Raw genomic sequence first — 15,374 nt, forward strand, 5'->3', positions numbered from 1 at the left:
ATGTGGAATTAACTCCGGGTATTAAAGCAATAAACCACGTGGAAGTAACCTGTGGATGTAAAAAGTCGTACTAGTCTCAGTTTTTGTTAAAAAATTGTGTAGGATAAGCTGACTCGCTTTTAAGCCGGGCAGCGGAACATCTGCCCTGAATAAACAGACCGAAGCAGTAAGTGAGAGAACAATGTCGAATAAACCCTTCCATTATCAGGATCCTTTCCCCCTCAGCAAGGATCAGACCGAGTATTACCTGTTAACCCGCGATCACGTCTCCGTCTCTGAGTTTGAAGGACAAGAGATCCTCAAGGTGGATCCGCAGGCGCTGACGCTGCTGGCGCAGCATGCTTTCCACGACGCCTCGTTTATGCTCCGCCCCGCGCATCAGCAGCAGGTTGCCGATATCCTGAGCGACCCGCAGGCCAGCGAGAACGATAAATACGTTGCCCTGCAGTTCCTGCGTAACTCAGACATCGCGGCGAAAGGCATTCTGCCAACCTGCCAGGACACCGGCACGGCGATCATCGTCGGTAAAAAAGGCCAGCGTGTCTGGACCGGCGGCGGTGATGAAGCGGCGCTGGCGCATGGCGTCTACAACACCTACACCGAAGACAACCTGCGCTATTCGCAAAACGCGGCGCTGGATATGTACAAAGAGGTCAACACCGGTACCAACCTGCCCGCGCAGATCGATCTCTACAGCGTCGACGGTGACGAGTACAAATTTCTCTGTATCGCAAAAGGCGGCGGTTCAGCCAACAAAACCTATCTCTACCAGGAAACCAAAGCGCTGCTCACCCCGGGCAAGCTGAAGAACTACCTGGTTGAGAAGATGCGCACCCTCGGCACCGCGGCGTGCCCGCCGTACCATATTGCCTTCGTGATCGGCGGTACCTCGGCGGAAAGCACGCTGAAAACCGTCAAGCTGGCCTCAACCAAATACTATGACGGCCTGCCTACCGAAGGTAACGAGCACGGCCAGGCATTCCGTGACGTGCAGCTTGAGCAGGAGCTGCTGGAAGAGGCGCGTAATCTGGGCCTCGGCGCGCAGTTTGGCGGCAAATACTTTGCCCACGACATCCGCGTGATCCGTTTGCCGCGTCACGGCGCATCCTGTCCGGTCGGGATGGGCGTCTCCTGTTCTGCAGATCGCAACATCAAGGCCAAGATCAACCGCGAAGGGGTGTGGATCGAAAAACTGGAAAACAACCCGGGCAAATACATCCCGGAAGAGCTGCGTAAAGCGGGTGAGGGTGAAGCGGTTCGCGTTGACCTGAACCGTCCGATGAAAGAGATTCTGGCGCAGCTTTCGCAGTACCCGGTCTCGACCCGCCTCTCCCTGAACGGCACGATTATCGTGGGCCGCGACATCGCGCATGCGAAGCTCAAAGAGCGTCTGGACAACGGTGAAGGGCTGCCGCAGTACATTAAAGATCACCCGATCTACTACGCAGGCCCGGCGAAAACGCCTGAAGGCTACGCCTCTGGCTCGTTAGGCCCAACCACGGCAGGGCGTATGGACTCGTACGTTGACCAGCTGCAGGCCAACGGCGGCAGCATGATCATGCTGGCGAAAGGCAACCGCAGCCAGCAGGTGACGGACGCCTGCCACAAGCACGGCGGCTTCTACCTCGGCAGCATCGGCGGACCGGCGGCGGTACTGGCCCAGGGCAGCATCAAGAGCCTGGAGTGCGTGGAGTACCCGGAGCTGGGTATGGAAGCGATCTGGAAAATCGAAGTGGAAGACTTCCCGGCGTTTATCCTCGTGGATGACAAAGGTAACGACTTCTTCAAGCAGATCCAGTCCTCCCAGTGTTCGGCGTGCGTGAAGTAATTCTGTAAATTGTCGGGTGGCGCCAGCGCCACCCGACACCAAAAAGAGCGCACAAAGCGCCATATCGTTTCCCAGAAGTCATCAATACTTATCCCTTAAGCATGTGAGCAATCCCTCTTTTGTTATCAAGGAGAAAGTAATGACAACGGTACGCCATGAGAAAGATTCTATGGGCGCAATCGCGGTTCCGGCCGACAAGCTGTGGGGCGCGCAAACCCAGCGTTCGCTGGAGCACTTCCGTATCTCGACTGAAAAAATGCCCGTCTCGCTGATTCAGGCGCTGGCGCTCACCAAACGCGCCGCCGCCAAAGTGAACCAGGATTTGGGCCTGCTGGACGCCGATAAAGCCACCGCTATCATCAACGCCGCCGACGAAGTGCTGGCGGGCAAACATCCTGATGAATTCCCCCTCGCTATCTGGCAGACCGGTTCCGGTACCCAGAGCAACATGAACATGAACGAAGTGCTGGCGAACCGGGCCAGCGAATTGCTTGGCGGCGTGCGCGGCATGGAGCGTAAGGTCCACCCAAACGATGACGTCAACAAAAGCCAGAGCTCTAACGACGTCTTCCCGACGGCGATGCACGTGGCGGCGGTAATCGCCATTCGCGAGCAGCTGATCCCGCAGCTCAACGTGCTGAAATCCACGCTTAACGAGAAAGCGCAGGCCTTCCGCGACATCGTCAAAATTGGCCGTACGCACCTGCAGGACGCCACGCCGCTGACCCTCGGCCAGGAGATTTCCGGCTGGGTGGCGATGCTGGAGCACAATCTGAAGCATATCGAGAACAGCCTGCCGCACCTGGCGGAGCTGGCGCTCGGCGGGACGGCGGTCGGTACCGGGTTAAATACCCACCCCGAATACGCGGTACGCGTGGCGGAAGAGCTGGCAAGCATTACCGGACAGCCGTTCGTCACGGCGCCCAACAAGTTCGAAGCGCTGGCGACCTGCGATGCGCTGGTCCATACCCACGGCGCGCTGAAGGGGCTGGCGGCCTCGCTGATGAAAATTGCCAACGACGTGCGCTGGCTGGCTTCCGGTCCGCGCTGCGGCATCGGCGAAATCAGCATCCCGGAAAACGAGCCGGGCAGCTCTATCATGCCGGGTAAAGTGAACCCGACCCAGTGCGAAGCCATGACCATGCTCTGTTGTCAGGTGATGGGCAACGACGTGGCCGTCAACATGGGCGGAGCGTCCGGCAACTTTGAGCTGAACGTCTATCGCCCGATGGTGATCCACAACGTGCTGCAATCTGTTCGTCTGCTGGCGGACGGGATGGAGAGCTTTAACGAACACTGTGCGGTAGGGATTGAGCCCAACCGCGAACGTATCAGCCAGTTGCTCAATGAATCCCTGATGCTGGTGACCGCACTCAATACCCATATCGGCTATGACAAAGCCGCGGAGATCGCTAAAAAAGCGCATAAAGAGGGGCTGACGCTGAAAGCCTCCGCCCTGGCGCTGGGCTATCTCACGGAGGCGGAGTTTGACGCCTGGGTTCGTCCGGAAGCGATGGTCGGCAGCCTGAAATAATCATCCCGCCACGTACAGGTGCAGCCGCGGAATAATCAGCTGTAGCGGCTGCGCCTGAGGTCTGTAACGGTGCTGAACATTTTCAGCATCGTAATTCAGCAGTTCCCCAATATCGGGCACCACCGCGCCCTGGTCGGCATCGTAAAGCGCAATCAGCGGCGTCGGGCAGGCATACTGCACCTGCTTTTGCTGACCAGAATACCAGACTCGGGCGATAGGCTGCACCTTCACCGGCCGCTTTATCTTGAGGCGCGTATCCGCCGGAAGCGAGGCGATGCTGTGGTACTCCTGCTCCAGGCGCTCAATCCACTGTTCACGCGACCACGGCGCGACGGTGCGCGGCGTCTTCAGGCTTTTTTCCAGCTGCGCCAGAATCTCATCCCGGGTGAAGTTTTTGATGATGTGTTTATTCGCCCAGCCGAAGCGCAGCGTGGCGGGGTGACGCAGTACCGTCAGGGTTCGGTAGGCATTCAGAGTAATCAGCCCCGGAAGCTGGCGGTGCACCCACTCAAACCGCGCGGCAGGCGCGAGGCCGGACTCTTCGGTGATGATCTTTTCAAAGGCCGCTTTCAGGGTGTTGATATGCGCAATCTGGCTTTCCAGCGCTTCACGCGTTGTCGCATCGGTTTGCAGGCAGATGACGCCCGGCAGGCGCACGGCGGCCTTACTGCTGCGGTTTTCTGACTGCTGCTGGATAAACAGGCGACGATAGTGCTTCAGCGCCCGTTCAAGAGCGGCATTGCCGATGTGCTGTTCGACCTCGATGGCATCCAGCGGATCGTGCTCGGCCCCTTTAGCCACATCGGGCAGGGTAAAGACGCGCGCGGCCAGCAGACGGCAGGCCTGCAAGCGCTCGGTCAGGGTCAGTAGTTCATGTTCTATTTCCCGAAACGTGCTGTTCAGCCGTTCGATGAGATCGTAAGTTGCCATAAACACCCTCATTAGTTACAACATACTTATCATATAGCACAGCACGCCGGGTCAGGCCAGCGTGCGGGTGAGGTCAGGCAGGAACGGGAAGGGCGATGTTATGGTACACCGGCCAGCTAAAACAGAAGCGCGCGCCGCCGAGCTCGCTCTCCTCGCAATGCACCGTGCCCCCCATCGCCTGCGCGATTGAGTAAACAATTGCCAGCCCCAGGCCGCATCCACCGGTGGCGCGATCGCGGCTGGGGTCGAGGCGGACAAACGGTTCAAACACGGTTTCTCGCGCTTCCGGGGCAATTCCCGGTCCGTCGTCCTCCACCGTCAGGCTGGCCCGGTTGCCCTGCAAATCCAGGCCAATCTGGAGCGTACTCTCGCTGTAGCGCATGGCGTTGTTCATCAGGTTGTCCAGCACGCGCTCCATCAGGCGCATATCGAGCGCGCCGTAATCACCCGGCGTGACGCGCGTCAACAGCGTGCGCTGCGGGTTTACGCTCTGAACATCATCAATGTGGGTTTGCAGCCAGGCGGGCAGGTCCGGCGTGCTGAGGTTCAGCTCGTTCTGCGGACGATCGAGACGCGCGTAGGTCAGCAACTCCTCAATCAGCGCTTCAAGCTGGCCAATGTCGCGGTTCAGGGCCTGAGACTCCGCTTCCGTCAGATTTTCGCTCATCTCCAGACGGTAGCGCAGACGAACCAGCGGCGTGCGCAGCTCGTGCGCAATCCCGTCGATCAGCTGCTTTTTACTGGCGATCAGGGCATTGATGTTATCAGCCATCTGGTTAAAGGCCACGCCCAGACGCTCAAAGCTGGAACCGCTGTCGAAGTGAATGCGCTCGGTAAAATGCCCCTCGCCAAAACGCTGGGCGGCGGACTCCAGCTTCAGCATGTCCTGCCAGTGGGGGCGCATCCAGATAAAGACCGGAAACGCGAGTGAAATGGCGATAAAGGCCATCAGCGCCATATCCAGCAGACGCATCTGGTGCAGATAATAGAGATAGGGCACCGGCCCGACGGCCAGCACGTAATGGCTGCGCGGGATGCGCTGGATAAAGGTGTATTTCTCATCCAGCGCGACGATATCCCCGTCGCGCAGGCGCTGCATCGCGGGCGGATCCAAATCGAAATCTTTTAACGGCTCGATGCGTAAATCAAACGACAGGTTCAGATCGAGCTCTTTGAGGGTTTTTGCCCAGTCGTGCGGCGGGATCTCTCTCAGCTCGCTGCGCATCAGATACAGTGAGCTTTTCATCAGATCGTCCAGCGACTGCCTGCCCGCACGTTCGGCGGTGAACTTATAGACCAGCCCGACCAGCATGGTCATCACCAGGAAGCAGACAAACAGCAAAAGATAAAACTGCACAAACAGCTTTTTCATTGGATCTCACCGAAAAAACGCTTTGCGCAGAATATACATGAAAACCCGTCGATATTTTCATGTCTGTGAAGCGTGTTACATGGCTTTCGCGCTGTTTTTTACCCTGGCGATGAGTGTTTCCGTTACGGCCAGTCCTTCCGCAATGTGCGGTTCAATCACGGCGGTCCCAAATTCGTTAATTAAATCCAGAAGAATTTCGTAAAACTGGATGAGTTCAAGGAGATCAATGAGCGCTTTTTGATCGGCGCGTGAGAGGGAGGAATGGCTAACTGCTGCCTGATTAACAATCCATTCAAGATTGGTTTTGATGACTTCTACTTCACGGTAGCTATACATAGTTCATGGGCTTAAATCCTCATTTCAAGATTTTATGGGAGAAATGTGCTGAAAAGATGTGGGGTTATAGCCGGCCCGGTGAGGCTTTAAGAAAAGATTGTAGGAATGTTAATTATGGATTAGTTCGCGGGCTTATCAAGTTAATTGTTGCGCAAACGGGCAAATTAACGCGCGAAAGAGGGGACATCGACGGGTAATGCCTTCATTTCGCGCACGTTATCGTTTATCAGGTTTCCCAGGCGTGCGGGGCAAACAGATAACCCTTATTACGCACGGTTTTAATGCGGTAGGGCTCGGTGGCGTTATCCTGCAATTTTTTACGCAGACGCGAAATCGCCACGTCAACGCTGCGATCCATTCCGTCATAGCTCACGCCACGGAGGTTTTTCAGCAGCGCGTCGCGGTCCATGATTTGCCCGGCATGCGTTGCCAGCTCCCACAGCAGGTCAAAGTCTGCGGTGGAGAGGGCGATAAGCTCGCCGGAAAGCAGGACCTGGCGGTTAACCGGGTCAATAGACAGCGTACCGAAGCGCATCGCTTTGTGAGGCGTCAGAGACGGTGCGGGCGCTTCGCGTTCGATACTGGCGTGCTGGCGCAAATGCAGGCGCAGGCGGGCCAGCAGGACGGCAGGCGGTGTGGTTTTCAGAATGTAATCATTGGCGCCCATCTCCAGCGACAGTATATGGTTCATATCGCTGTCCAGTGAGGTGAGCAGAACGATAGGGCCGTCCCAGCGGGCGCGCAGGTCACGGCAGAGCGTCATGCCGTCTTTGCCTGGCAGCATGATGTCCAGCAGCACTAAATCCGGATTTTCACGGACGACCACCTCTTCGGCACGATCGCCGCGAGGCTCAACAATGACGTCCATATCATGTTTACCCAGATAGGCGGCGATCAATTGCCCGACTTCGGGTTCGTCTTCAACATAAACAATCTTATTCATACAACGTCTGTTTTCGTGAAAAAAGCCAACATACACCGCGGAACCTTAACCTTCCATTAATCTTTCAAAATTAACGCCGCTTCCGTTATTCTGACGTCTATTGCTATTTGATTTTTATAGGGAAAAATATGGGGCTGGTGATCAAAGCCGCGCTGGGGGCGCTGGTGGTGTTAATGATTGGCATTCTGGCAAAAACCAAAAACTACTATATTGCCGGGCTGATCCCGCTGTTCCCGACCTTCGCGCTGATTGCCCACTATATTGTGGCTTCTGAACGGGGCACGGAGGCGTTACGTACGACCATTGTGTTTGGCATGTGGTCGATCATCCCGTATTTTCTCTACCTGCTTTCGCTGTGGTGTTTCACCGGTTTTCTGCGGCTTCCCCTGGCGCTGGGCGGGGCGGTGATCTGCTGGGCACTCAGCGCCTGGGTGTTAATATTCTTCTGGAGCCGCTTTCACTAGCGCAGCGGGCGTCCACCGTCCACGGCAAAGGTTCTGCCGGTGACATAGCAGCTGGTGAGGAGGTAATCCACAAGGTCGATCACCTCTTTCTCGCCTGGGGCAATTTTCATCAGCGACTTATTCAGCGCCTGCTGGCGGTACTCCGCATCATCGTTTTCGTTAAACAAAATCATCGCCGGGGCGATGGCGTTCACCTTCACCTCGGGCGCAAGCTTGCGGGCAAAGGAGCGCGTCATGTTGTCCAGCGCGGCTTTACTGGCCGCATAAGCGATGTGCTTGTCGCTGCCGCGCTCAACCACATAATCGGTGAAGTGGATAATGTCACCCGCCGCATGGCCGTGACCGCGCAGCAGATCCTGCAGGGCGTGGTTAAGCAGATAAGGGGCGTTGACGTGGATCTGCAGCATGGCGGATAGCGTATCGCTGAGGGACGTGCCGGGCTTCTCGGCACACCAGGCGCTGGCGTTATGGATCACAGCGCGCAGCCCCGTCGCGGTGGATTTCACCTGCTCCGCAAAGGCCAGGATGCCTTCATCGGTGGAAAAATCAGCCTGAATGCAAACCGCTCCGGCTTTGCGCAACCCCTCAATCGACGGGTATTCCGTACGGTAGCTGACAATGACCGGATGGCGAAGGTTGAGAAAGTGATGGGCGAGGGCGAGGCCAATACGGCGGCCTCCACCGGTGATCAATATTGGGCGAAGCGGTGCATTTCCCATCGTATTCTCCTTTACAGTTCAACAATGGGAAAGACAGTGCTATCCCATTAACATCCAGGTTGCCGGTACGGCAGCAACCAGTAACAGCCCGATTAAGGCCATTTCACGGCGTTTCAGCGCGTTCTCCAGCTGATGCGTGCGGCGGGCGTAGATAAATACCAGCAGGCCCGGTGCATACAGCACTACCGACAGCAGCAGATGCATCGGCCCGGAAGCATACAACAACCACAGGCCGTAAATACAGGCCCCAACGCCCACGACATAGTGCGCCGGACGCGTGGCGATTTTTAACAAATACGCACCCACTAAGAAATAGGGTACCAGAATCATCTCGGAGGCGATGGTCAGCAGGGTGTTATAGTCTGAACCTGTGAGCCAGATCAGCACCAGGCAGACCTGAACGCTGATGTTGGTCAGCCAGAGTGAGGCTGATGGTGCATTATTTTTGTTTTGTCGTGCAAACAGGCGTGGAAACGCCTTGTGCGTCGCGGCCAGGAACGGTACTTCAGCCGCCATGATGGTCCAGCTCAGGTAAGCGCCGCAGACGGAGACGATCAGCCCTGCGGCAATCACCACGTCGCCCCAGGGGCCGAGCATTTTCACCATCAGGCCTGCCATCGACGGGTTACGCATTTCGGCCAGTTCAGGACGCGCCACCACGCCCAGCGACAGCAGCGTTACCAGCAGATACACGCCCAGCGCCGCCAGGACGGCCAGCAGCGTGGCGCGGCCCACATCGCGTTTATTACGCGCGCGGGCAGAAACCACCACCGCGCCTTCAACGCCGATAAACACCCACAGGGTAATCAGCATCGTGTTTTTCACTTGTTCCCAGACCGGAACGCCAAGCGCAATTCCGCTGAAATCAAGCGTAAACACGTCGAGACGGAACGCAATGAAGGCCAGCACGATGAACAGGCCAAGCGGCACCAGTTTCGCCAGCGTCGCTACCAGGTTGATGCTGGCGGCGGTCTGGACGCCGCGCAAAATCAGCCAGTGAACAATCCACAGTAGCGCCGAGGCGCCGACGATGGACTGCCAGGTATTGCCGTCGCCAAACAGGCGCAGCTCAGGGGTATCGGTAAAGAAACTGAGCGCCGAGAAGACAATCACCAGATAAGAGACGTTAGCGATGACCGCGCACAGCCAGTAGCCCCAGGCGGAGCAGAAGCCAATCAGCTCGCCAAAACCTTCACGTGCATAAGTGAAAATGCCGCCGTCCAGATCCGGGCGAACGCGGGTCAGCAGCAGCATGGCGAATGCCAGCAGCAATATCCCGACACCGGTAATGCCCCAGCCAATGAGCAAGGCGGCAGGGCTTGCAACGGCCGCCATGTTCTGCGGTAAACTGAATACGCCTGCACCCAGCATTGAGCTTAAAACGAGTGCAGTCAGAGCACTCAGGCCAAGTTTCTTTTCCATTGGCTTCCTGTTATGAAAAGTCCCAATCCAGAATAATTATTTCGCTAAGGCGCATAAAAATGGTGGATCACACTAAGGCGCGGGATTTTACGGAGTGTAACGAAAGCATGCAATGATGTGTGGCAGAAATTCGAAAAAAGTAACAAAAAAAGGCGGCATTGCGCCGCCTTTCGTCAACGATTTTGTTACTTGTACAGATCGGCGCTGATGGTCACGTTGTTGCCACGTTCCTGCCACTGGCGGGTGATGTGGTAATACTTCGCCCCTTTCTTCGCCGCACGCTTCGCGACCTGGTAAGAGACTTCCGTCATATTGCCGTAGTTGCCGGTGAACTTGATGCTGTCGAACGGCACCATTTGCGCGGCAGTGGCTTTGTTCAGCTCTTCAATTTTAGTGCCGTCCGGCAGCGTAACGGAGTAGCGGCCACCTTTCGTGGATTGTGTTTCAAAGAAACGGCCCACTTCAGCGCTTGGCGCAGCAGAGGTCGCGACGCCTGGAATTTCAACTTTCTTCGCTTCTTCGCCGCCTTTGGCTATCGCTGCGCGACCCGCTTCAGAGTCCGCAGGGATGGCATCCGGGCTCTGCAGAACGCGTTTTTTCGCATCTTCTTTGTAGATGAATGCGGTAATGCGCTGGTTGCCACCCTGGTTAGCATCCACCTGACGTACGATATAGAAAGAGTAGGCACCTTTCTCTTTTGCTGCTTTGGTGATGGCATCGTTCACTTCAGGCTGGCTGCGATAGAAGCCCTGAACGGTAACGGTGTCGTAAGGTTCCAGCTCAATGGCCTGATCTTTCGGCAGCTCAACGATACCGTTGATCACGCGGTTTTTCGGTGCGTCAGCCTTTGGCGCATTATCTTTATACAGCGCAATGGTCACGCGCTGGTTACCGCTGTTGCCGTAATCGGACTGGTCAACAACGTAAAACGAGGCCGCCCCGTTTTTATCAGCGGCTTTTGATGCGGCGGCGACGGCATCGCCAATAGAATTATAACGACCCACAATGACCGTATGGTCAAAAGGTTTTAATGCTGCCGCTTGCTCCGGCGTTAACTCTGTTGCGGCATTCGCAGACAGGGCGGTCGCACAGAGAAGTGCGGACGCCAGGAGTGTGTTCTTAAGCTTCATAAAAATAATCCTTCGCCTTGCGCAAACCATGTACTGGTATTGTTGTTTATTTGAGACGGTCCCGATTATGGCATTTAAAACCCGTCGCTGTCTGCGCCATTTTTCACAGCCTGTGCTCACTGAATTACCGAATTCGATAACATTTAGTGATATGTTGAAAAAACAGGCGTTTGACAAGCAAAACTGATAAAGCATATGACTTTTACAAGTTAATTTAATGTTAATAACTTGTTCTCTTATGGCGCTATATCATGTTTTTACCGCTTCGCTTGCGCGATTTATCGGTTCTGGCGATGAATTTAAGGTAAATATCACTGTCAGTGACGCCGATCGCTTATTTTTCACAGATAAAGTAAGAAATAGTGTTTTCTGGCGGTAGATCACAAGCGCTATTTTCAGTAGGTTATAGACAGTTTGTTACTGTTTTATTTTGCGGGGGTACTCATTTCTCGTCGCTATCATACTGGCGAAAATTGATACAAACCGCGGGCATTTATCGACAAACCATCATCAAAAACCGATGGAAGGGAAAACTATGCGTATTGGGGTACCAAAAGAACGGTTAGCCAATGAAACCCGCGTAGCGGCAACACCGAAAACGGTGGAGCAACTGCTTAAGCTGGGTTTTACCGTCGCGGTTGAAAGCGGCGCAGGCAAACTGGCGAGTTTCGATGACGAGGCCTTTATTCAGGCTGGCGCGGAAGTGGTGGACGGTGCTGAAGTCTGGCAGTCTCCCGTGATTCTGAAAGTCAACGCGGCGGAAGAGAGCGAGATTGCGCTGCTGAATCCGGGAACAACGCTGGTGAGCTTCGTCTGGCCTGCACAAAATCCTGAACTGATGGAGAAGCTGGCGGCCCGTGGCGTGACCGTGATGGCGATGGACTCCGTGCCGCGTATTTCGCGCGCGCAGTCGCTGGATGCGCTCAGCTCCATGGCAAACATTGCCGGCTACCGCGCCATTGTCGAAGCCGCTCACGAATTTGGACGCTTCTTTACCGGTCAAATCACCGCGGCGGGGAAAGTCCCGCCGGCGAAAGTGATGGTGATTGGCGCGGGCGTGGCGGGTCTTGCTGCAATCGGTGCGGCAAACAGCCTGGGCGCTATCGTGCGCGCGTTCGACACCCGTCCCGAAGTGAAGGAACAGGTTCAGAGTATGGGGGCCGAATTCCTTGAGCTGGACTTTAAGGAAGAGGCGGGCAGCGGTGATGGCTATGCGAAGGTGATGTCAGAAGCCTTTATCAAAGCCGAAATGGAACTCTTTGCCGCCCAGGCGAAAGACGTCGACATTATTGTCACCACCGCGCTTATTCCGGGTAAACCCGCGCCGAAGCTGATCACCCGCGAGATGGTGGACTCCATGAAGCCAGGCAGCGTGATTGTCGACCTGGCGGCGCAAAACGGCGGTAACTGCGAGTATACCGTTGCCAATCAGGTGACCACGACCGCTAACGGCGTGAAGGTTATCGGCTATACCGATCTCCCTGGCCGCCTGCCAACCCAGTCCTCCCAGCTGTACGGTACCAACCTGGTTAACCTGCTGAAGCTGCTTTGCAAAGAGAAAGACGGCAACATCACCGTTGATTTTGATGACGTGGTGGTGCGCGGCGTCACTGTGGTACGCGAAGGTGAAATTACCTGGCCTGCGCCACCTATTCAGGTTTCTGCTCAGCCTCAGGCGGCGCAGAAAGCGGCACCCGAGCCAAAAGAACCTGCTAAACCGGCTTCACCGTGGCGTAAATACGCCATCATGGCGCTGGTTATCATTCTGTTCGGCTGGTTGGCTGACGTTGCGCCGAAAGAGTTCCTCGGCCACTTTACCGTCTTCGCACTCTCCTGCGTCGTAGGTTATTACGTGGTGTGGAACGTCTCCCACGCGCTGCATACGCCGCTGATGTCGGTCACTAACGCCATCTCGGGGATCATCGTGGTGGGGGCGTTACTGCAGATTGGACACGGCGGCTGGATCAGCTTCCTGAGCTTTATCGCGGTGCTGATCGCCAGTATCAATATTTTCGGTGGTTTCACCGTGACTCAGCGCATGCTGAAAATGTTTCGTAAAGGCTAAGGGGTAGCATATGTCTGGAGGATTAGTCACAGCCGCATACATTGTTGCTGCAATCCTGTTTATTTTCAGTCTGGCGGGGCTTTCCAAACACGAAACGTCTCAGCAGGGAAATAACTTTGGTATCGCCGGGATGGCGATTGCGCTGATAGCCACCATCTTCGGGCCGGATACCGGCAACGTGGCGTGGATCCTGGTGGCGATGATCATCGGCGGCGCGATTGGTATTCGCCTGGCGAAGCGCGTTGAAATGACCGAGATGCCTGAGCTGGTGGCGATTCTGCACAGCTTCGTGGGGCTGGCGGCGGTGCTGGTGGGCTTCAACAGCTACCTGTATCACGAACCGGGCATGGAACCGATTCTGGTCAACATTCATCTGACCGAAGTGTTCCTCGGCATCTTCATCGGTGCAGTGACCTTCACCGGTTCTATCGTGGCGTTCGGCAAGCTGCGCGGTAAGATCTCTTCTAAACCGCTGATGCTGCCTAACCGTCACAAGCTGAACCTGGCGGCGCTGGTGGTGTCGTTTGTGCTGCTGGTGGTCTTCGTGCGTACCGAAAGCGTGGGCCTGCAGGTGCTGGCGTTGCTGGTGATGACCATCATCGCGCTGGCGTTCGGCTGGCATCTGGTGGCGTCCATCGGCGGAGCGGATATGCCGGTGGTTGTCTCAATGCTGAACTCCTACTCCGGTTGGGCAGCGGCGGCTGCGGGCTTTATGCTGAGCAACGACCTGCTGATCGTCACCGGTGCGCTGGTGGGTTCTTCCGGTGCGATCCTGTCTTACATCATGTGTAAGGCGATGAACCGCTCGTTCATCAGCGTTATCGCCGGTGGTTTCGGGACCGATGGGTCTTCTTCCAGTGCGGATGAAGAAGTGGGTGAGCACCGTGAAATTTCTGCGGAAGATACCGCAGAGATGCTGAAAAACTCGCATTCCGTGATCATCACCCCGGGCTACGGCATGGCGGTGGCGCAGGCGCAGTATCCGGTGGCGGAAATCACCGAGAAACTGCGCGCGCGAGGCATCAAAGTTCGCTTTGGTATTCACCCGGTGGCAGGGCGTCTGCCGGGCCACATGAACGTGCTGCTGGCGGAAGCGAAAGTGCCTTACGACATCGTGCTGGAAATGGATGAGATCAACGATGATTTCGCCGACACCGACACCGTGCTGGTCATTGGCGCCAACGACACCGTTAACCCTGCTGCACAGGACGATCCGGGTAGCCCAATCGCCGGGATGCCGGTTCTGGAAGTGTGGAAGGCGCAGAACGTCATTGTCTTCAAGCGTTCCATGAACACCGGCTATGCCGGGGTACAGAACCCGCTGTTCTTCAAAGAGAACACCCACATGCTGTTTGGCGACGCCAAGGCCAGCGTGGATGCGATTCTGAAAGCGCTGTAATTCGCTTTCTCCTGACAAACCGCCCTTCGGGGCGGTTTTCTTATTTCTGCGGTCAGCTTTTCTCCTCTGTCTATACTTTACCCTTTGTGTAATACGAGGAGGTGTAATGCAATTTCTGTCCCGCTTCGACTTCATCGCGTTGATGATGACGCCGACATTCTGGATAGGCGCCGCCACGGTTGTCTTTGTGACGCTGCTGGTGTACTGGCTGCTGACGCGCCTGATCGCGTTCGTTAAGAAAGGCATCACCACCTGGGGCGACAAGCACCCGGCCACCAACCGGATGCGTTTTATCCTGACGGATATGCTTAACCGCACCAGCCGCTTCCTGCTGTTTGTGGTGGCACTGCTCCTCAGCCTGCGTTTCGTTGACCTGCCCGATCATCTTTTTGGCACCGTCAGCCACGCCTGGTTCCTGGTCTTCGCCATCCAGGTAGCGCTGTGGATGGATCAGGGGGTCGTGTCGTGGCTTCGTCACGTCATGCTGGCGCCGGGAAGCCATAAAAACCCGGTTACGCTGGTGATCACGGGGCTTATTCTCCGTGCCATCGTCTGGTCAGTGATGCTGCTGTCTATCCTTGCTAACGCGGGCGTCAACATCACTGCTCTGGTTGCCAGCCTTGGGGTAGGGGGTATTGCCATTGCCCTTGCCGTACAAACGATTCTGAGCGACGTGTTTGCCTCGCTTTCTATCGGCTTTGATAAACCGTTCGAAATTGGCGATTTCGTGGTGTTCAACGACGTGGCGGGGACGGTAGAGCACATTGGCCTGAAAACGACCCGTATCCGCAGCCTGAGCGGAGAGCAGATCGTCTGCGGCAATGCCATTTTGCTTCAGCAGACGCTTCACAACTACAAACGCATGCAGACGCGCCGCATCGTCTTTACCTTTGGCGTTGCCAGCGACACGCCGCCCGATAAGCTCCGCTACGTGGGGGATATGGTCAGGCAGATCATTACCGATGTCGGTGAGACAAAATTCGATCGCGCCCATTTTCTCGGATTCGACCGCGACCGCCTGACGTTTGAAGTCGTCCATATTGTTAATACTGCGGATTACAACAAATACATGGACATCCAGCAGGAGATCAATATCCGTATTCTTGAAGGGCTGAACGCCCAGGAGATTAAGCTGGCGCTGCCCAGCATGGTATTGCACGCGCCGTGGATGCAGGATGAGTCAGGTGAACAGCCGGTAATGGAGAGTTGATGAGAAAAGCCCGCCGCTCCGG

Annotated in this window: 13 protein-coding genes; 6 read left to right on the forward strand and 7 right to left on the reverse strand. The window is 56.0% G+C overall.

Going from position 1 to position 15,374, the window contains the following annotated elements:
* Nucleotides 1–181 precede the first annotated feature (181 nt).
* Both fumA and fumC read left to right on the forward strand, forming a co-directional pair.
* Complete coding sequence (gene fumA, locus V1603_RS13415) at nucleotides 182–1,828, forward strand: class I fumarate hydratase FumA (protein ID WP_163329062.1); 1,647 nt, start codon at nucleotides 182–184, stop codon at nucleotides 1,826–1,828.
* Between the two features lie 139 nt (nucleotides 1,829–1,967).
* Nucleotides 1,968–3,362 carry a class II fumarate hydratase gene (gene fumC, locus V1603_RS13420; protein WP_116340326.1) on the forward strand — a complete coding sequence of 465 codons (1,395 nt, stop codon included), beginning with the start codon at nucleotides 1,968–1,970 and terminating at the stop codon, nucleotides 3,360–3,362.
* On the opposite strand, the gene tus is transcribed toward fumC, so the two are convergent.
* The 4 genes from tus to rstA form a co-directional block, all read right to left on the reverse strand.
* On the reverse strand, nucleotides 3,363–4,292 hold the full coding sequence (tus, locus tag V1603_RS13425; protein WP_116340324.1) for a DNA replication terminus site-binding protein: 930 nt from the start codon (nucleotides 4,290–4,292) through the stop codon (nucleotides 3,363–3,365).
* 73 nt (nucleotides 4,293–4,365) lie between these two features.
* Nucleotides 4,366–5,664 (reverse strand): two-component system sensor histidine kinase RstB, encoded by a 1,299-nt coding sequence (gene rstB, locus V1603_RS13430; protein WP_116340323.1) that lies wholly within the window; start codon nucleotides 5,662–5,664, stop codon nucleotides 4,366–4,368.
* Nucleotides 5,665–5,739: 75 nt separating this feature from the next.
* The gene (locus tag V1603_RS13435; RefSeq protein WP_116340321.1) at nucleotides 5,740–6,000 is read right to left on the reverse strand and encodes a hypothetical protein; all 261 of its coding nucleotides are present in this window, start codon (nucleotides 5,998–6,000) and stop codon (nucleotides 5,740–5,742) included.
* 226 nt (nucleotides 6,001–6,226) lie between these two features.
* Nucleotides 6,227–6,943, reverse strand: coding sequence for a two-component system response regulator RstA (gene rstA, locus V1603_RS13440; RefSeq protein ID WP_116340319.1), 717 nt, complete (start codon nucleotides 6,941–6,943; stop codon nucleotides 6,227–6,229).
* Nucleotides 6,944–7,071: 128 nt separating this feature from the next.
* Between rstA and V1603_RS13445 the strand changes: the two genes are divergently transcribed.
* A complete protein-coding gene (locus tag V1603_RS13445) occupies nucleotides 7,072–7,407 on the forward strand; it encodes a GlpM family protein (protein WP_395312754.1) in 336 nt (111 codons plus the stop codon).
* On the opposite strand, the gene folM is transcribed toward V1603_RS13445, so the two are convergent.
* From folM to ydgH, 3 genes are all read right to left on the reverse strand, one after another.
* Entirely contained in the window at nucleotides 7,404–8,126 is a 723-nt protein-coding gene (gene folM / locus V1603_RS13450; protein WP_061098394.1) for a dihydromonapterin reductase, read from the reverse strand. The genes V1603_RS13445 and folM overlap by 4 nt on opposite strands.
* A gap of 39 nt (nucleotides 8,127–8,165) precedes the next feature.
* Nucleotides 8,166–9,548 carry an amino acid permease gene (locus tag V1603_RS13455; RefSeq protein ID WP_116340315.1) on the reverse strand — a complete coding sequence of 461 codons (1,383 nt, stop codon included), beginning with the start codon at nucleotides 9,546–9,548 and terminating at the stop codon, nucleotides 8,166–8,168.
* 185 nt (nucleotides 9,549–9,733) lie between these two features.
* Nucleotides 9,734–10,678, reverse strand: a complete 945-nt coding sequence (ydgH, locus tag V1603_RS13460; RefSeq protein WP_028012941.1) for a DUF1471 family protein YdgH — start codon at nucleotides 10,676–10,678, stop codon at nucleotides 9,734–9,736.
* A 535-nt stretch (nucleotides 10,679–11,213) separates the two neighbouring features.
* Between ydgH and pntA the strand changes: the two genes are divergently transcribed.
* The 3 genes from pntA to V1603_RS13475 all read left to right on the forward strand — a co-directional run bounded on the left by pntA (nucleotide 11,214) and on the right by V1603_RS13475 (nucleotide 15,352).
* A complete protein-coding gene (gene pntA, locus V1603_RS13465; RefSeq protein ID WP_395312755.1) occupies nucleotides 11,214–12,743 on the forward strand; it encodes a Re/Si-specific NAD(P)(+) transhydrogenase subunit alpha in 1,530 nt (509 codons plus the stop codon).
* Nucleotides 12,744–12,753: 10 nt separating this feature from the next.
* A complete protein-coding gene (gene pntB / locus V1603_RS13470) occupies nucleotides 12,754–14,142 on the forward strand; it encodes a Re/Si-specific NAD(P)(+) transhydrogenase subunit beta (RefSeq protein ID WP_163329070.1) in 1,389 nt (462 codons plus the stop codon).
* A 106-nt stretch (nucleotides 14,143–14,248) separates the two neighbouring features.
* Nucleotides 14,249–15,352: a mechanosensitive ion channel family protein gene (locus V1603_RS13475; RefSeq protein ID WP_395312756.1), complete on the forward strand. Its 1,104-nt coding sequence runs from the start codon at nucleotides 14,249–14,251 to the stop codon at nucleotides 15,350–15,352.
* The last annotated feature ends 22 nt before the right edge of the window (nucleotides 15,353–15,374 follow it).

Source organism: Enterobacter sp. ECC-219 (genome assembly GCF_043966805.1).
Lineage (GTDB): Bacteria > Pseudomonadota > Gammaproteobacteria > Enterobacterales > Enterobacteriaceae > Enterobacter > Enterobacter cloacae_N.